Source organism: Dethiosulfatibacter aminovorans DSM 17477 (assembly GCF_900142005.1).
GTDB lineage: Bacteria > Bacillota > Clostridia > Tissierellales > Dethiosulfatibacteraceae > Dethiosulfatibacter > Dethiosulfatibacter aminovorans.
On sequence record NZ_FQZL01000007.1, the window covers coordinates 231,913 to 248,233 of the forward strand.

Sequence of the window (16,321 nt, forward strand, 5' to 3'; positions counted from 1 at the left end):
ACTATTAAAAGGTTTCTGTTAGTGTCGTCACACCCTTATATATAGGTGATAAAACAATAATGTCGACATAACTAAGCAAATTGCAGAAAATATTGTTGATCTATTTGGTGGTTTGAAGATACCTTTCTTTCACATAGATAAACATATTTCTCTTATAAAATTTTAGAATGTCATAAATCCGCCATCAACTAAAACTTCTGTACCTGTTGTGAAGCTACTATAATCACTAGCCAAATAAAGCAATGCAGTTTGAAGCTCTTCCGGCTCTCCAATTCTTCCCATAGCAGTCCCCGCGCTCAATTCATCAGCCTTATCGGCTACATCTTGAATGATCTCCGTTTTCATATAACCTGGCGAAATTGCGTTTACTCTTACATTGTATGGAGCCCACTCTTTTGCTAAGCTCTTTGTCAACATGATAACACCTGCCTTCGCTGCAGGATAAACGCAACCTGTATGGGGATGACTTGCTGTATGCGCACGAATGGAGCCGAGATTAATGATTGTTCCAGCATTCTGTTCAATCATTATTCTTCCGACAGCTTGATTTGTAAAGAATACACCTGTTAAGTTTACATCAATAATGCGTCTCCATTCGTCAGGATCAATATCTTTTCCAGCTGCACGAGTTGCTATTCCTGCATTAGCAACGCAAATGTCTATTCTTCCAAACTTTTCGACTACTTGTTTTGCCATAGCGTTTATTTGCTCATAATTGGAAGCATCCGCTTGAACCGCCATAGTTTTAACACCATACTTTGCAGCAATTTCTTCCGCAGCAGCAGTTCCTGTTTCAATTCTTGTATTTACAATGCAAATATTTGCTCCAGCCTCAGCTAATGCCATGGCAAAAGACTTTCCTAAACCACGGGATGCACCGGTTACTACTGCCACTTTTCCTGTGAAATCAAATTTGTTAGTTTTCATTTTTCCCCTCCTAAATCATGAAATATTTTTATACTAAACAATAAAACTTTTATATTGCCTATAAAACAAGTCCAATTTGTTTTGCTTGGGCTCTTAATTCCTCCTTAAAATCGGGATGCGCAATACTAATAATCGCTTCCGCACGATCTCTAGTGCTTAGTCCCCAAAGGTTTACAGCGCCAAATTCGGTTACAACATACTGTACATCATATCTGGATGTTGTAACCGGAGTTCCTGCCGGTAATGCTGGAATGATACGAGACGCTTGACCTTTTTTAGCTGTGGATGGAAGGGTTATGAAAGATCTTCCATTTTTAGACATTGTTGCACCACGGACGAAATCCACTTGCCCGCCGATTCCGCTATATGGTTTTCCATTTAGGGTATCAGCTACTATTTGTCCAAACAGGTCAAGTTGGAGAGCAGCATTAATAGAAACCATATTGTCATTTTGTGAGATAATATAAGGATTGTTTGTATATTCTACTGACTTAAGCATTACATCAGGATTATTATCAACAAAATCTATTACTTTACGAGTACCATATACACAGTTGGCTACAATTTTACCTACATCGAGCTGTTTGTACTTGCCATTGATAATACCTCTTTCATAAAGATCAACAATTCCATCACCAAATACTTCTGAATGTACACCTAAATCCTTTTTATCATATAAGCTTGCTAAAACAGCATCCGGAACACCTCCGATGCCCACTTGAATACAGTCTCTATCATGGATGTATGGTGCAATATAGCTTCCGATAGCTTCTTCTACCTCTGTCATTTTTCCAGGTGGAAGTTCAGGCAACGGCTCTGCGTGTTCAACAAGCCAAGTAATCTTATCCAAAGAAATTTCACTCCCAACTGTCTTTGGTGCATATGGATTGATTTGGCCAATAATAACATCACATAACTCAATACATTTTTCCGTATAGTCAACGTTCAGTGACATTGAAGTCATTCCATTTTCGTCAGGTTGTGACAATGTTACTATTAAGACATTTGGTTTAAATACTTGCTCCAGGTATTTATTTAACTGTGAGTAATGGCATGGAACTAAAGATGCTCTTCCCTCCGGATACGCGATTCTGGAGTTTACATCCAGAAAAATACACCTATATTTAAAGCTATCCTTGTACTCAGGTTTCAAATAATCTGCTCTGCCAACTGTTGTAGAACCAAAGAATTCAACATCTTTCAGTTCATGTGCCCTTGCTGCAACTGCATCCAGGATTCCCTGAGAAATCAGGTGTGTCTGTTGTACGACTATTTTGTCACCGTTATTAATTATTTTAGCGGCTTCTTCAGTAGTAATAATCTTATCTTTATAGACGTCTCGCCAATTCTTTCTGTTTAAGATTAGTCCCTTTTTTTTCATTTTCCTTCTCCTTTCAAATCTTTCTATTATTTAAAGTTTGGAGGTCTTTTTTCCAAGAATGCTCTCATGCCTTCCTTCTGGTCTTCTGTCGCAAAGCACATCGCAAATAGATTCTTTTCCTGATTAACTGCAACATCCTCTGGTAAGTCAGCACCGTAATTGTAGGCTTCCTTAACAAGCCTTACTGCACTTTTACTGTTTTTAACGATTTCCTGTGCCAGCTTATCGGTTTCTTCTTTTAGATTTTCTGGTTCAGTTATAACATTTAATAAACCTATTCTGTAAGCTTCCTCTGCACTAATTCTCCTACCTGTATAACTAAGTTCCTTTGCTTTACCAATACCAATAAGACGAGATAATTTAACTGTTCCGCAACCGCCTGGAAAAATCCCAAGGCCGACTTCAGGATATCCAAATGTAGCCTTGGTTGAGGCTACTCTCAAATCGCAAATACAAGCGACCACAAGACCTCCCCCAAATGTATATCCGTTAATAGATGCAATAAAAATCTTATCTACATTTTCCATCTTGCGATACATTTCAGTTGTGTTATATGCATATAAGGCGGCTTCCTTTGGATTCATTGTGCTCATTAACTCCACATCGGCGCCTGCAATAAATACCTTGCCCTGCCCTGTTATAGTTACAACTAGAATTTCATCATCCAAAGCAATAAAATCAACCATATCGCTGAACTCTTTTAAGAAAACTGCTGTTAAGGCATTGAGCTTCTCAGGATTAGTTAATTTAACCGTTAAGATTGCTCCTTGCTTTTCGCACTCAAATGTTGAGTACTCTAGGCAATAGTTATTTCCATCCTTCATTGTCTTTTTTCCATTCATTTCAAACTATCCTTTCATTTCTTCATGTAAATTTTAAATTATAGGTATCATTGTTTTGTCTTTGGGGGCATTACCGTTGCTTCACCATCTAAAACAGTCTTTCCATCTTGATTAACTGCATATGTGTGAAGAATGACACGATTCCTTTCAGATATAATTTCTTTTACTTCTGCCGTCACGGTAATTGTGTCACCAAAGTATACCGGCGATAAGAATTTGATTTCCTGTCCTGTATAAATTGTGCCTTCCCCCGGCAATCCTGTCCCCAATATTGTCGATATCATACTTGCGGATAACATACCATGTACAATCCTTTCTTGAAATGCAGTATTTTTCGCATACTCTGCATTCAAGTGTGCTGGATTGAAATCTCCCGTGATTCCTGCGAAAAGATATACATCCGACTCTGTAATAGTTTTTGAGAAGCTGCTAGATTGCCCGACGTATAGTTCATTGATTGTATAACTCATTTTCTTCTCCATTTCGTTGTTTTACTTAGATTTTGCATTCTTTTTTTCAAAGAAAGCTGACATTCTCACTTTTTGATCTTCTGTTGCAAAACATAATCCAAATAAATTTTTTTCAAGGTTTATAGCTGAAACAATGTCCATCTGCATACCCTTATTAAGGGATTCCTTAGCCAGGCTCACCCCGCTTTTGCTATTTTTCAAAATAACAAATGCGAGATTTTCTGCCTCATGCATAAGTTCATCATGTTCAATAACTTCGTTTACGAGCCCTATTTCGTAAGCTTTGCTGGCTGAAATGGTTTTTCCTGTATAAACCAGCTCTTTTGCTCTTGCCATTCCTATTAGTCTAGGCAATCTTTGCGTTCCTCCACCTCCAGGGAAAATACCCAATCCTGTTTCCGGAAGTCCAAATTTTGCCTTCATTGATGCAATTCTTAAATCACACGCTAAAGCTAACTCACATCCCCCTCCTAATGCATATCCATTGATTGCTGCAATAAATATTTTCTTGCTTTCCTCCATTCTCCTATATATCTCAGTTGTATCTGAAGCATATTTTATTGCTTCTGCCGGTGTCATAGTTTTCATTGCTGAAATATCTGCTCCAGCAATAAAAGCCTTGCCCTCGCCAGTAAGAATTATCACTTGCAGGTTTTCATCCGCTTCAATTTCGTCCAGCAAACAATTCATTTCTTTGATGAATTCTGCGGTTAATGCATTTAATTTCTCTGGGTTATTAAAGACAACTTTCATAACTGAATTATCTTTTTTAAAATATATTTTTGAATAATCCATTTTTCTTTTCCTCTTTCTTAAAACACATGCTATTTTGCAATACCTGATTTCTTATTGTCTGTCCAAACATAGAAACCTTCCCCTACTTTTCTTCCAAGTTGCCCTGCATTTACTTTTTTTCCTAGAAGATTTCCTGGTCTAAAGCGTTCTCCATAGTTTTCAAAAAGCTCTGTCTGAACTTGCAGATTTAAGTCTAATGCAGTGTTGTCATATAGCTCAAAAGGCCCTGTTGGATGACCCATGCCAAATTTACATGCTCTATCAATATCCTCTACATTTGCAACCCCTTCTTCCAGCAACTTCAGGGATTCAATCATAATTGCATGATAGATTCTATTGACCACAAATCCTGTTACATCGTTTACTCTAACGGCTTCTTTTCCCATCTCTGTCATTAAAGCAATCACATCTTCTACGATTTCGTCTTCACAAAGATGTCCTGGAATTACTTCTACAAGCTTCATAACTGATGCCGGTGAGAAATAATGTGTTCCAAGGAATCTTGCTTTTCGTTCTCTTTTTACGGCCAGAGACAGCTTTGTCACTGAGAAGGTTGATGTATTTGTAAGGAATATGGTCTCTGGCTTACAGATTTCGTCCAATTCTTTAAATAATCCTTCTTTAAATTCATAAATTTCTGGGATTGCCTCGGTAATATAGTCATAATCAGCCAAAAGTTTTTTATCAGCGATTGGTGTAATTCTCGCTAAAATTTCTTGTTTCCTGTCTGCTTCTAATCTACCCTTTTTGATTTCCCTGTCCAAAATCCCTGCCTGTTTATCTTTTGCCTGAAACGCAAGTTCCAGGGTTGCATCTACAATGGCTGTCTGGTATCCAGCTTTTGCAAAAACGATAGCGATTTCTCTGCCCATCATACCTGCGCCAATAACTGCTACTTTTTTCATTTTTTCCCCCTATCTTTCATAAGTATTTTCAATTAAGCAAGATACTCCTAATCCTCCACCGCAGCAGGATGAGAACATACCATATTTTGCACCTCTTCTAGCAAGTTCATTCATAGTGAATATACAAATTCTTGCACCGGAGGCTCCATTTGGATGTCCAAAAGCAATGGCTCCGCCGTTGGGGTTCCAACTGTCCATATTCATCTTTTCGCCAGTCATATTTTCCATCTGCTTGATTACGCTCAAGTTCTGCGCAGCAAACGCTTCGTTACATTCATAAACATCTACATCGTTTATCTTTAGATTCATCTTGTCTAAAATCTTACAATTTGAATAAGCTGCTCCGATGCCCATCACTTTCGGATCCACACCTATATCTGCGCCCATAATCCATTTTGCTATGGGTTTATATCCAAGTTCGGCAGCCTTTTCTGCACTCATCATCAACACAAAGGCTGCTCCATCATTTCTTCCTGATGAATTTCCTGCAGTCGTAACACCTCCGTCCATTATTGGCTTTAGTTTTTCCAGCTTTGCTAAATCGGTTTTTCCTCTTGGGTGTTCATCTGTGTCGAATATAATCGGAGTTCCCTTTTTTGGGTGAATTTCAATTGGCGTAATTTCATCTATGAAATAGCCTTCTTCGATGGCCTTTGCGGCTAAATTCTGGCTTCTCAAGGCAAATTCATCACATTGTTCTCTTGTAATGTCCCATGTTTTTGCCATTAGGTCCGATACTTCAATCATACTAATATTGTCTATATCCTCCGGTGCTAATCGACTCATGGCTGCTGTAGGTGCGATACCCTTGTATGGTTGTAGCGTAGTTGGGAACTTATAATATGTCTGACTATGAGATTCTGCACCACCACAAATTGCTACATCAATAAGTCCAGCTTGAATTTGTAAAGCTGCATTATTTATACATGCAATAGAAGAACCGCATTGCATTTCTATAAAAGATGCTGATGTTTCATACGGCAATCCCGCCAACATTGATGCATATCTTGCAAAATTATTGGTATTCACATCTCCAAAAGCACTACCTGCAAAAACGGAATCTACTTTCCATTTTTTTAAAATACCTGTTTTATCACAAAGCGCTTTGATTGTATTTCCTGCCAATTCAACAGACGTAACATCTTTTAGCGTTCCTCCCATCCTTCCAAAGGCAGTACGCAATCCATCAATAATTACTACTTCTTTCATTTTTGATTTTTGAATGGTTCCGAAAAATGTAGGAACCATTTCCCTCCTTTTCCTTTTTTAATTACTAATTAAATTAAAGCAAAAATCATGCCAACTCTTTTTCCATTTTTATCAACGAAATTTGATGATTTCCCACAAAAAATAGAAAAAAAGCATAAAACTTCATACTCTTTTCTAAAATTTTATACTTTTTTTCTAAAATTTTATATTTTTTTATATTTTTCGACAAATCTTCATTTTAATAATCTTTCAATTTATTTGCAAACCTGATTACTGAATTTGTAATTGTTTCGCTGTTTCTCATTCTTTACCAACATTTCGTTTTAACACTTCTCTATACTGTGTTTTGCGAGAAACTATTCTTTCTTCCGCATATCAAATTCCACTGCTAATTCATCTTTGAACTCTTGTAATGCTGTCACTCCTATTTTCACTGCATTTGCAACAATGATAAAAAACAAGCCAAAACCCAATAATCTCATTTCCAAATACTCACCTAACACAATTATACTCCTACCAACTATTTTTCAACAGAAATCAAAGATTTATTTAACAATTGCTCCAAATAAAAAATAACCGTAGAGGCTCATACTCATCAATAAGCAAAACCCCTACGGTCTAATCTCCAATCTTAACTTCTGCCCCACTTAAAAACACTACCTTTATCTCCCCATCATCCCCAACTACTATATGATCAAGTACCCGCCTTACTATTTCTGCATTTATCTTATTGATCTTTCCAGTCTCTAGCAAACACTTATGTACTTCAATTCTTGAATTTAGAACTATTTCGTACCTTTTCATTCACTTTCTTTAAACACCAAAATAAAAAGCACACCGACCTAACCCCCGCTATTTTGTTTATCTTGCAGTATCGGTTCTTATGTTCTCGAATATCATATGAACACAATTATAGCATTCACTAAAACATCTAAACATAAAAAATCCTCTTGCTTTTTCTACAAGAGGATAAATTCTTATTTATATTCTAATCAAACCACCAACCCAACCACATCAACTCCTTCGAAGAACACTAACACTTTCAACATAGATCCCGTATGAAAATCGTATTAAAATATTATCACCAAAAAGTATGCACCCACATACAAAAAATGCACATAGGTACAAAATTATTATCATTATGTTGTTAATCTTCAGATATTCCAACCTTGTCTAACCTCAAAGAATAACAAAATCCCTTAACATCAATAGGTTTGTATTGATGCAAATTTTATGTACAAATATAGTAAAGGCGATTGGAAACAAAACACGTTTCTGCATCCTTAGATCACTAACCTCCCATACAGAAGCAAAAGGTAAAAAGTCTTAGTTTGTTGATAAACAAAAAATTTTCTATACCGGACGTTCTCTAATATACTCCACAGCAAAGCTAAGTTAGTTCCAATATTTCCTTCATAGTAAGCTATTGAATGTCGTTATGCTCTATGTAGTGGGTTCGTTATCAACAAACCTACAAATATAAAAATCAATATTAACGTAAATGTCCTATTTGTGGAAACATATCTAAAATATTATCGCAAAAATTGAGCCTTTTTACGACTTGCTCGGGTCATCACACTGTTCTGGTTTTGTTAATATAAATTCGCTTATAAGACTCTTTATAATTTCTCCTTATGTCTCACCTTTATACTCTTGATTCTATGTATTCAATAATTGATACATAGGATCTAATTTGTAATCTTCATCCTCCTTCTTCGGTATTGATCTTAACTGCGAAGCTAAAGTCATAAGGCTTTCTTTCTCGATACTAAGCAATAGTCTTCTCTTACTCATTAGAAGTCGGTCATTGGTTTGGATCTGCTTGTTCAAGTTGATTACCATTTTTATGTATTCAGCATACTCCATCTCACCCTGCCATCTTCTTTCCAAATCGTCAATAATCACTTTCAGTTTCTTATCCCGGACTTCATAACCTTCACATTCCGACAACATCAAACAATATCTGTTGAACGTTGGTTCTGATAATGCGTCATTTTTCTCTATTGCCTTAAACAGTTCGCTGATTCTTAAAAAATGATTGTGTGCTACAGGATCCGCTTTCGTTGTCGGCCATTCCTTCATTTCTACATTTGTGAGCAATGCCTTTTCAGCTTGCTGTCTTTTTTCTATCTCAGCTTTTGTACGATGTCCTTCAACTAATTCTATAGATTTTGATGGTCTTGCCATAATATACCTCCTATATTTTTAAAAATTACCGTTTAGGGAAAAAATTTCGTGCGATTGAGCAGCCTCGCTCAATTAGCCTTTTCCTCCAGCTATTTGCTCCCCCCTCCCCATCCCAATTATACTAACAGTTCTATCACTTTTAACCGGTTGAGAATTCATTAGATCATACATTTTTTTCAACTATTTTTCCTATCTACAACAAGTTATGAAAATATACTCTTGTAGGGTACATAAATTCCCATAAAAAACATCTGTTATATGTAATAAACCGCATGGTCCCAGTATGAAATTACTGCCTTATGAAATTATTTTTCCGTCATATTTGGGATGGATTTTTATATACCCATCCCCTTTTATGGTTCATATCTTTATCTTATTACATCCAGGATAGGCACATAAGCTCTTCAGTTTTCTCGGCATAGTAATCCTCCTTCCATATTTGTGCCTTTTATGCTTTGTCTTATTCGATACATACTTAAATGTCTTAAAGGTCTTTCCATTTTTTGTTAAGCACTCGTATTTTGTAATTTTTAAACATCGTTTTTAATACCTTATTGACATAATCACCCTTAACAAACAGCCATGGATTGACAAGGTATATTACATTCCTAGATTTACGGCCCTTATATATAATATCTTTCTTGATAAGGCTTTCCATGATCCTCGCGACTGTTGCCCTTGAGACTCCGGTAATAGTTGACAAAGAATCAAGGTTTATCTCTTTTCCATCAGGATGCATCAACATACAATCTATATAGCTTACATATGGACTTATCTTCATAAGAACGCCGGCTTCTCTGACTGTTAATTCCTTCGTGACTTTTTTAAGCTCGTCAATGTTTGCCTTGTAGCAGTTTTCTTTTTCCCAGGTATCAAAATTGTCTAAATACTCAATTGAGTTTTTTTTCATACTACTATCACCGTCCTGTAATATTTTCATAACCTCTCCTGTGCGCAAATCAACGACAACTCTTTCCATTATTCCTCCTTTTAATGACGCATCTCACCGACAAGACACGTGCAAATCGCCATGGACACTCTACTGACTGAGCTATCCCTCTATTTGTGCCAGTCCACCCCTCTATATTCTTAATAAGGCATCTTTTCCGACTTTTTAGGGCATATTCATTAACCCAAAGATTAAAACCTCTTGCCCATGCAAATATGGTCGACTACGGTTGTCGATACTGTTTATATCCTCAGCACTAAATCTGATACAAAGAGGATTTCGCTGTATAAATACAACCCTATACTTCTGCCACCATTTATTATGCACCCTACTGTACAACGCCCCTAATAACCTATCACTTGCCTGTCTCTTTGCCTTAGCATGCTTATCACAATATCCGCTCTCCACAATCTTACTACACCATGGATAAGCACAAAGTCTATTTAGTTTGCTTGACATAGTCAATTTACCTCCTTTAATTCTACACTACTTCTTTAGATTCTACCCTTCTTAAAACACAAACGTAGAAACTCTAGCCCTTAATATCACAGCATTTTTATTAAAATTCTACATTTCTACATTTCTAAATGATATTCTAAACAATAAACACATATACACACATATATAATATATTTAATAATACAGAATAGAAGTGTAGAAGTGTAGAATTTATCCTCAAGCCTTTGATATTTCTTACCTATGCCCTCTACACTTACAGAAAAAGAAGTGTAGAATCTACATTTATAAAAGTAGAAATCAAAATATCTTGTCAATTACATTGACGTCTTGCCTGTTGTGTCTTCTCCTGTCCTAATGACTTGTAAACCAAGCAGGCAAGTCGCTGTTCCACCTTTATATGAAACGTTTCTAGCGTAATTACTTTCACCGTGAAGTCTTTTCATCTCTGTTATGAAATTGTGCTTTTTCACTTTAAGTCTCTGAATATCAGGTTTGCCTAAGGCATTTCGCTCAATGTGCCCTTCTTCTACGAGGAAACCAAGAAAGCATTTCCATAGATCTTCCGACGAATATCGGTCTTCTCTGTTTTCTGTCGATATACAAGCTTCCTTGTAGAATTTGTAGATAAAATCCGAATCCTTAAGTAGCCTTTCCCTATTCGATGAAAGTTCAGAAATCTGTAAAAATTCCTGGTTACTATCAACAAACAACTTGAGATTATCTATGGATTTTTTTATGATATATTCAAAATCAAATTGTTTGTAAATGTTCTTGATCTGCCGCGACTTCGGTATTGCCTGTTTAAATTCGTAAACCATTAAACGATCCGCAATCGCCGATTTGTCTCCAACGAAAAATTTAGGAACGCGGTTTCCAGAGAATATTAACATCGCCCTGTTTACAAAAGACACCGGAGGCAGAAATTTTCGATTAGCCGTTACTGTGTCTCCCCCTGAAAGCTGTTTTAGCAGTACGTCATTAGTTATATTAAGTTCCGGTGTTTCTCCGCAGATGTTTGCACGTTTTCCTGCTATCTGAAAGAATTCCTTCGAATTTTCATCAGTCAATGTCTTTAAACCAATTGATGAATAATCTGCCGAACCGTCGGGGTTTTTAAGTAACTTTTCAACAACATGCATAAACTGGCTTTTTCCCGAATCTTTCTCGCCGCTAAAATAGAGAATGTTTTTGAAATCTCGATAATTTGACATAGCAACTCCAAGAACTTGATATAAAAAATTCGTATCTTCATCTTTCCCTCCTGTAATATCTTCAAAGAATTTATCGACAAGAACATCGTCTTCTACATTAGGATTCCAATTAAAATCCACGCAGTATATGAATATTAGATTTTTTACATTTTCAGACCCATGTGGATAAAATTCCATATTTTCAATATTCAGAACTCCATTTAAAAATAGAAAATACTTCGGAGGTGCAAGATCCTGGTCCTTCAATATAATAGTACCGTCCATCCGTAAAAGCTCCTCGCAAGCTTTTATATCCCTGGGATTCCTATAAAGCTCCGGTATTGCTTCATAAATCAGAACTTTTATATCATCCATACTAGCATAATAATTTTTACGCCAAGATCGAAATATCCCGTTATGTATTTTGACTCGGTAAACATTTTTCATGTAAATTGCTAGTCGTGCTACATCTACCTTAAGCCCATTATCTGGCTTATTTATATTCTTCAGTACCAAAAAAGGCAACTGTTTAATTTCTGGTTTATCGCTAAGATCATTAAAATCTTCTGTATCTGTATTACGTCCATGGTACGGGTCATAACAAGCCGTCCGGTTTGCGAAAGCTTTATCAATAGTCCGCTGTCGATAGTCTTCACGGTCCCACTTCTCACGATACAATGCCGATTTCCTGAAGATACTGTCAACTTGAGCAGTATCTTCTGTGTAGAAAGCAATCAGATTACAAAGCGCCATATCAGCAGCTGACCAGTCATCTCTGTATGATGACAAATCGCCATGATAATAGAGGGCATTAAATTTTGGATTTTTTTCTAATTTTCCAATAATGACTCTGTCCTCTAGATTGCTTCGTGAAATCACAGGCTTTTTCGGCTTCTGCTTTGAAGTTAAGTATTTATATGCCAGTTTATCAAAAGCCTCCTGGCATTCGATTATTTCCTTTCGAGTTTCAGGCACAATATTGCCTGTCATGACGAAAAATCTCTTTTCTGAGTATACTTCCAGCATCTTGTCCTTTGACTTGCGCCCGCTACCAAGAGTGTTTTTTGCCTTTAAAATGATGTGCGCTCCGGTTTTACTTTGGGAAAATTCCGTATAGCTGTCAAGCTTCTGAATTATTTCTAAAGCTTCCTTTGAAAAAACTCCGGTTTCAGCAACGATGTGATCCAAGTCAACTCCTATATATGGATCGTCACCGGAGAAAACAAAACCCAGACCACTATATTTCCAATTATTTAGGGCTACCAATGCTTTTTCAAAGGTCGTCCAGTCTCTAGGTCTAGTTGTTGATGCTTTCCAGCCATTTATTTGGTATGGTATTTTTGTTTCTTTACCTTTTACTGTTTCCAGTTTCCAAAGGACCCACTGTGGGCGCATTTTTAGTTCTTCAGGTATGTTTTTAAAGCTATTATAAGCATTCAAGCCATTTACACCTCCCTTTTTCTATATATTTTTTTAGGGACATCTGTTATTTTTTCCCCAACCCTAAATGTTGAGATAATTCTTCAAGCATTTGTCTCTGTGTCTTGAGTTCTTCCTTTAGTTCGATGAATTCGGTATTGTCTTCCATCTTAATCCTTGTTTGACCGCCCTCAGTTATGACACATATAAGCCTTTCCTGTTCAATAAGCTTTTTAACATTATCACGGCTTAAACCGGTCTCTTTCATATATTCTGGTATACTGATCCATTTAATACTCATACATTCACCTCTCGTCATCCCAAATCGCCGACGTTTCCACCTCAAGTGCATCTGAAATCCGTTTTCTCCAGCCAGGATAAGCATATATTTTACCATTTTCTATTCTACTAATATCAGCTGGGGTTACATTTGCTTTTTTGCTGAGTTCGAATTGCGTTATTTTTTTTCTCTCTCTGATTTCTTTAAGATTGTTTGAAAACATCTTCCCATGTACTTTCATAATTCACAACATCCTTTCTTTTCTTCAACTTGACTTGTTCTTAAGACTATGATAATATAAAACTATAAGTTGCGCGCAACTAATATTACTTGAAAGTTGGAGGATTTATGACAAATATACAAAATCAAATGATTGATAATGCAAGAAGCTGGATTGAAGATTTTTGGAACAATTCAGAAGAAGTAAAGGAACAATCGTATGGAAATGACTTAAAAGGAGAATTCATTAGTTGCTTTCGGCGTATGATTGAATCAGGTATACATGATGATATAAGTGAAGAAGAGCGTTATAAATCATGCTTAAAAACAGCGAAACACTTGGCTGAATTGAATGAGGACAAAAGGAAAAGAACAGATAATGTCGATCCTACTACCAGAGATACGATACTCTCGCAAATCCAGCCACACATTGAATATGTTCGTAAGGATCTATTCGGTTCTAAAAAAGTGCCATTCAAATCTATAAAAGAAGCAGAAGACTGGCTTAAGAGAACAAATAACAAAATATTAGAAAAGGAATCACAAGATAAAAACCACTTATACATGAAGCGAGATGATAAGTTCACTGTTTTCCCCATCTATAATAATGTCACTAAAGAAACGTATTCAATATATTCTGATTTTGATGAAACACTTGATAAGCTGATTAAACACTCTGAATATATTGCTGCTGCTACTGGCTTTCCTGAAAATGAAGTTCCTCTTTATATTCTTGCTGGCTTAAAACCAATACTTTATCGATACCAGGTACAAACTTCGATTAAAGGCATGCCTCTTGTTGGCTGCAAGACATTAAAACGTTCTACGATTACCATTACAATCAATACTTCAGATCTATCGCTTGATGAGCTACGCAGCATTTATAGAGAAAATAGGATGGCATTACATACTCTAAGGACAAATAAAGTAACTAATAAACAGCAACAAATCCTGCAGCTTGTACAGGAACTTGGACAACCGCCAGAGAAGCGAAGTAAGACAGGTGAGAAAACCGGTACCAATCAATATTGGAACAACGCTTTGGAAATATGGAATAAAAGATACCCTGAAAGCTCTTACAAGAAAGGAAGCTCCCTTATGCAAGCTTATGGCAGAGCAGTAGAAAAGATAGGAGTGAGATATTAATGAATAAAAAAGGAGATGAAATCAATGGCAAAGAAAACTAATACGACCATTAACAACAATAATTACTACCGTGTTAGAGCAAAAGTTGGAATGAACAAGGAAGGCAAAAACATCATGAAAGCTTTCTACGGATCCAGCAAGAAAGAAGCAGAAGAGAAAAGGGACAAGTACCTAGAAGGTATAAAAAGAGGCCTTGGTGTAGACTATGATAAGGTTACATTTGAAAAGATGTTTGAGAACTGGTTTGAGATCGTGCTACGCCCTACACTCGCAATTTCCTCATACAATAGGTACGAGATACAACATAGGCTACACATCAAAAGTGCTGAATTCTACAGTAACAAGCTCTTATCTGTCAAAAGTATAGACATACAAAAGCACCTCAATAACATAGATAGCAGCCATATAGCTATGCGCGTCTACCTTTTATTCACATCTTTCTACAAATATTGCAAAAAGGAACGCCTGGTTATCCACAATCCTATGGATTCTATCACCAGACCGGTACATGAAAAAACAAGGAAGAAAGAATTCTTAACCAAAACGGACATAGACCAGCTCATGGTCGACTTCAAGGATAATGATAATCTTCTAATATATGTGTTTGCGCTTTTCACCGGTCTACGCCAGGGAGAAATATGTGCACTAACCCACGGTGATCTGGACCTGGACAACAGGCTGATTGATGTAAACAAGAGCCTCAGAAGGATGAAGGTTGATGATAAAATACAGGTAGTTGTTAACAATCCGAAAACCAAAGAAAGCAACAGAATAGTTCCATTGCCTGTAAACCTGGTAAATTACATGAAGAAGCATATAAATCAGGAGAAGCTTAAGCATCTGAAACAAGGCCTGCCATTTTCTAACGATAATCTTCTATTTACATCTAACACTTGCACAGCACTCAGAGCTGACAGATTGACCTCTCGCTGGAGAGATTATCAGGACAAAGTAAATATATCAGGTACCAATTTCCACGCATTGAGGCACACATTCTGCACCCTGCTGGCCGAAGAAGGAGTACCTATTAAAACCGCCAGCGTACTTATGGGACATACTGACATAAACACTACAGCAAAGATCTATACCCATGTGGACCAGGACCAAAAGCAGAAAGCAATCGACAAACTGAATCTTTTCATAAAATAAAAATAACCACCTAAGTGGTTAATTTCTCTTCACAAAAACCTAGTGGTTAAATAGTGGTTAATATTTATTCTCTTCTATTCTCATCGTTGAAATCCCAACGTTTTTTAAGGAGTTGGTGCGGATGAAGGGAGTCGAACCCATACGCCTGTTAAGACACTAGAACCTGAATCTAGCCCGTCTGCCAATTCCGGCACATCCGCATGTCCATAAAGTATATTAACATAAAAGAAATATTAATTCAACGTTTTTTTACTTGAAGTTAACAAATTTGATTGAAATAATATTTTCTAAAAAGAGATAATCAATTAAAAAGAAACATCCTGCGATGTTTCTTTTTTCAGAACCGGCGACGTCCTACTTTCCCAGGCAGTCACCCACCAAGTATCATCAGCGCTGAAGAGCTTAACTTCTGTGTTCGGTATGGGAACAGGTGTGACCTCTTCGCTATTGTCACCAGATCTCTAAGCAAATTACTTTGCTTATTTTATATATAAAAGGTATAGAACCTTCAAAACTACACAAGAAAGAAAATATTTCTGGTCAAGACCTCGACCTATTAGTATCGCTCAGCTGAACACATTACTGCGCTTACACCTGCGACCTATCAACCAGGTGGTCTTCCTGGGGTCTTACTCCATAAAGGATGGGAAATCTTATCTTAAGGGATGCTTCGCGCTTAGATGCCTTCAGCGCTTATCACTTCCAAACTTAGCTACTCAGCTATGCTCCTGGCGGAACAACTGATACACCAGCGGTTTGTCCATCCCGGTCCTCTCGTACTAGGGACAGCTCCT

General features: G+C 36.8%; 16 protein-coding genes, 1 tRNA gene and 2 rRNA genes. 2 read left to right on the forward strand and 17 right to left on the reverse strand.

The genetic code is table 11. The features are described 5' to 3' along the window. Positions 1-162: 162 nt before the first annotated feature. From BUB05_RS06235 to BUB05_RS06300, 14 genes are all read right to left on the reverse strand, one after another. A complete protein-coding gene (locus BUB05_RS06235) occupies positions 163-927 on the reverse strand; it encodes an SDR family NAD(P)-dependent oxidoreductase (RefSeq protein ID WP_073048698.1) in 765 nt (254 codons plus the stop codon). 58 nt (positions 928-985) lie between these two features. Continuing rightward, positions 986-2,308, reverse strand: a complete 1,323-nt coding sequence (locus tag BUB05_RS06240) for an acetyl-CoA hydrolase/transferase family protein (RefSeq protein ID WP_073048700.1) — start codon at positions 2,306-2,308, stop codon at positions 986-988. A gap of 26 nt (positions 2,309-2,334) precedes the next feature. After that, the gene (locus BUB05_RS06245) at positions 2,335-3,150 is read right to left on the reverse strand and encodes an enoyl-CoA hydratase/isomerase family protein (protein WP_245819760.1); all 816 of its coding nucleotides are present in this window, start codon (positions 3,148-3,150) and stop codon (positions 2,335-2,337) included. 47 nt (positions 3,151-3,197) lie between these two features. Beyond that, positions 3,198-3,620, reverse strand: coding sequence for a MaoC family dehydratase (locus BUB05_RS06250; protein ID WP_073048702.1), 423 nt, complete (start codon positions 3,618-3,620; stop codon positions 3,198-3,200). A 21-nt stretch (positions 3,621-3,641) separates the two neighbouring features. Beyond that, a complete protein-coding gene (locus BUB05_RS06255; RefSeq protein WP_073048704.1) occupies positions 3,642-4,415 on the reverse strand; it encodes an enoyl-CoA hydratase-related protein in 774 nt (257 codons plus the stop codon). 29 nt (positions 4,416-4,444) lie between these two features. Then, positions 4,445-5,320: a 3-hydroxyacyl-CoA dehydrogenase family protein gene (locus tag BUB05_RS06260; RefSeq protein WP_073048706.1), complete on the reverse strand. Its 876-nt coding sequence runs from the start codon at positions 5,318-5,320 to the stop codon at positions 4,445-4,447. A 9-nt stretch (positions 5,321-5,329) separates the two neighbouring features. Continuing rightward, the gene (locus BUB05_RS06265; RefSeq protein WP_094762758.1) at positions 5,330-6,568 is read right to left on the reverse strand and encodes a thiolase family protein; all 1,239 of its coding nucleotides are present in this window, start codon (positions 6,566-6,568) and stop codon (positions 5,330-5,332) included. 317 nt (positions 6,569-6,885) lie between these two features. Then, positions 6,886-7,032: a hypothetical protein gene (locus tag BUB05_RS18650; protein WP_175548521.1), complete on the reverse strand. Its 147-nt coding sequence runs from the start codon at positions 7,030-7,032 to the stop codon at positions 6,886-6,888. A 115-nt stretch (positions 7,033-7,147) separates the two neighbouring features. Next, positions 7,148-7,333: a hypothetical protein gene (locus tag BUB05_RS06270; RefSeq protein ID WP_073048708.1), complete on the reverse strand. Its 186-nt coding sequence runs from the start codon at positions 7,331-7,333 to the stop codon at positions 7,148-7,150. 855 nt (positions 7,334-8,188) lie between these two features. Continuing rightward, on the reverse strand, positions 8,189-8,716 hold the full coding sequence (locus BUB05_RS06275) for a hypothetical protein (protein WP_073048710.1): 528 nt from the start codon (positions 8,714-8,716) through the stop codon (positions 8,189-8,191). A 484-nt stretch (positions 8,717-9,200) separates the two neighbouring features. Beyond that, on the reverse strand, positions 9,201-9,695 hold the full coding sequence (locus tag BUB05_RS06280; RefSeq protein ID WP_073048712.1) for a hypothetical protein: 495 nt from the start codon (positions 9,693-9,695) through the stop codon (positions 9,201-9,203). Positions 9,696-10,438: 743 nt separating this feature from the next. Continuing rightward, on the reverse strand, positions 10,439-12,754 hold the full coding sequence (locus BUB05_RS06290; protein WP_073048716.1) for a phage NrS-1 polymerase family protein: 2,316 nt from the start codon (positions 12,752-12,754) through the stop codon (positions 10,439-10,441). Between the two features lie 46 nt (positions 12,755-12,800). Then, complete coding sequence (locus BUB05_RS06295; RefSeq protein WP_073048718.1) at positions 12,801-13,034, reverse strand: hypothetical protein; 234 nt, start codon at positions 13,032-13,034, stop codon at positions 12,801-12,803. A 4-nt stretch (positions 13,035-13,038) separates the two neighbouring features. Beyond that, on the reverse strand, positions 13,039-13,254 hold the full coding sequence (locus tag BUB05_RS06300) for a helix-turn-helix domain-containing protein (protein WP_073048720.1): 216 nt from the start codon (positions 13,252-13,254) through the stop codon (positions 13,039-13,041). 107 nt (positions 13,255-13,361) lie between these two features. Between BUB05_RS06300 and BUB05_RS06305 the strand changes: the two genes are divergently transcribed. Together BUB05_RS06305 and BUB05_RS06310 are read left to right on the forward strand one after the other, a co-directional pair. Then, complete coding sequence (locus BUB05_RS06305; RefSeq protein ID WP_073048723.1) at positions 13,362-14,378, forward strand: hypothetical protein; 1,017 nt, start codon at positions 13,362-13,364, stop codon at positions 14,376-14,378. 24 nt (positions 14,379-14,402) lie between these two features. After that, positions 14,403-15,527, forward strand: coding sequence for a tyrosine-type recombinase/integrase (locus BUB05_RS06310; protein ID WP_073048725.1), 1,125 nt, complete (start codon positions 14,403-14,405; stop codon positions 15,525-15,527). A 113-nt stretch (positions 15,528-15,640) separates the two neighbouring features. On the opposite strand, the gene BUB05_RS06315 is transcribed toward BUB05_RS06310, so the two are convergent. The 3 genes from BUB05_RS06315 to BUB05_RS06325 all read right to left on the reverse strand — a co-directional run. After that, positions 15,641-15,727 (reverse strand) — tRNA-Leu (locus BUB05_RS06315). Positions 15,728-15,868: 141 nt separating this feature from the next. Then, positions 15,869-15,985: ribosomal RNA gene (gene rrf / locus BUB05_RS06320) — 5S ribosomal RNA — on the reverse strand. A gap of 78 nt (positions 15,986-16,063) precedes the next feature. Next, positions 16,064-16,321 (reverse strand): 23S ribosomal RNA (locus tag BUB05_RS06325); the annotation flags it as partial.

What these genes read in the sequence shown, in the direction of transcription:
- BUB05_RS06235 (WP_073048698.1), bottom strand. Translation starts at nt 927, where the DNA reads ATGAAAACTAACAAATTTGATTTCACAGGAAAAGTGGCAGTAGTAACC.
- BUB05_RS06240 (WP_073048700.1), bottom strand. Translation starts at nt 2,308, where the DNA reads ATGAAAAAAAAGGGACTAATCTTAAACAGAAAGAATTGGCGAGACGTC.
- BUB05_RS06245 (WP_245819760.1), bottom strand. Translation starts at nt 3,150, where the DNA reads ATGAATGGAAAAAAGACAATGAAGGATGGAAATAACTATTGCCTAGAG.
- BUB05_RS06250 (WP_073048702.1), bottom strand. Translation starts at nt 3,620, where the DNA reads ATGAGTTATACAATCAATGAACTATACGTCGGGCAATCTAGCAGCTTC.
- BUB05_RS06255 (WP_073048704.1), bottom strand. Translation starts at nt 4,415, where the DNA reads ATGGATTATTCAAAAATATATTTTAAAAAAGATAATTCAGTTATGAAA.
- BUB05_RS06260 (WP_073048706.1), bottom strand. Translation starts at nt 5,320, where the DNA reads ATGAAAAAAGTAGCAGTTATTGGCGCAGGTATGATGGGCAGAGAAATC.
- BUB05_RS06265 (WP_094762758.1), bottom strand. Translation starts at nt 6,568, where the DNA reads ATGGTTCCTACATTTTTCGGAACCATTCAAAAATCAAAAATGAAAGAA.
- BUB05_RS06270 (WP_073048708.1), bottom strand. Translation starts at nt 7,333, where the DNA reads ATGAAAAGGTACGAAATAGTTCTAAATTCAAGAATTGAAGTACATAAG.
- BUB05_RS06275 (WP_073048710.1), bottom strand. Translation starts at nt 8,716, where the DNA reads ATGGCAAGACCATCAAAATCTATAGAATTAGTTGAAGGACATCGTACA.
- BUB05_RS06280 (WP_073048712.1), bottom strand. Translation starts at nt 9,695, where the DNA reads ATGGAAAGAGTTGTCGTTGATTTGCGCACAGGAGAGGTTATGAAAATA.
- BUB05_RS06295 (WP_073048718.1), bottom strand. Translation starts at nt 13,034, where the DNA reads ATGAGTATTAAATGGATCAGTATACCAGAATATATGAAAGAGACCGGT.
- BUB05_RS06300 (WP_073048720.1), bottom strand. Translation starts at nt 13,254, where the DNA reads ATGAAAGTACATGGGAAGATGTTTTCAAACAATCTTAAAGAAATCAGA.
- BUB05_RS06305 (WP_073048723.1), top strand. Translation starts at nt 13,362, where the DNA reads ATGACAAATATACAAAATCAAATGATTGATAATGCAAGAAGCTGGATT.
- BUB05_RS06310 (WP_073048725.1), top strand. Translation starts at nt 14,403, where the DNA reads ATGGCAAAGAAAACTAATACGACCATTAACAACAATAATTACTACCGT.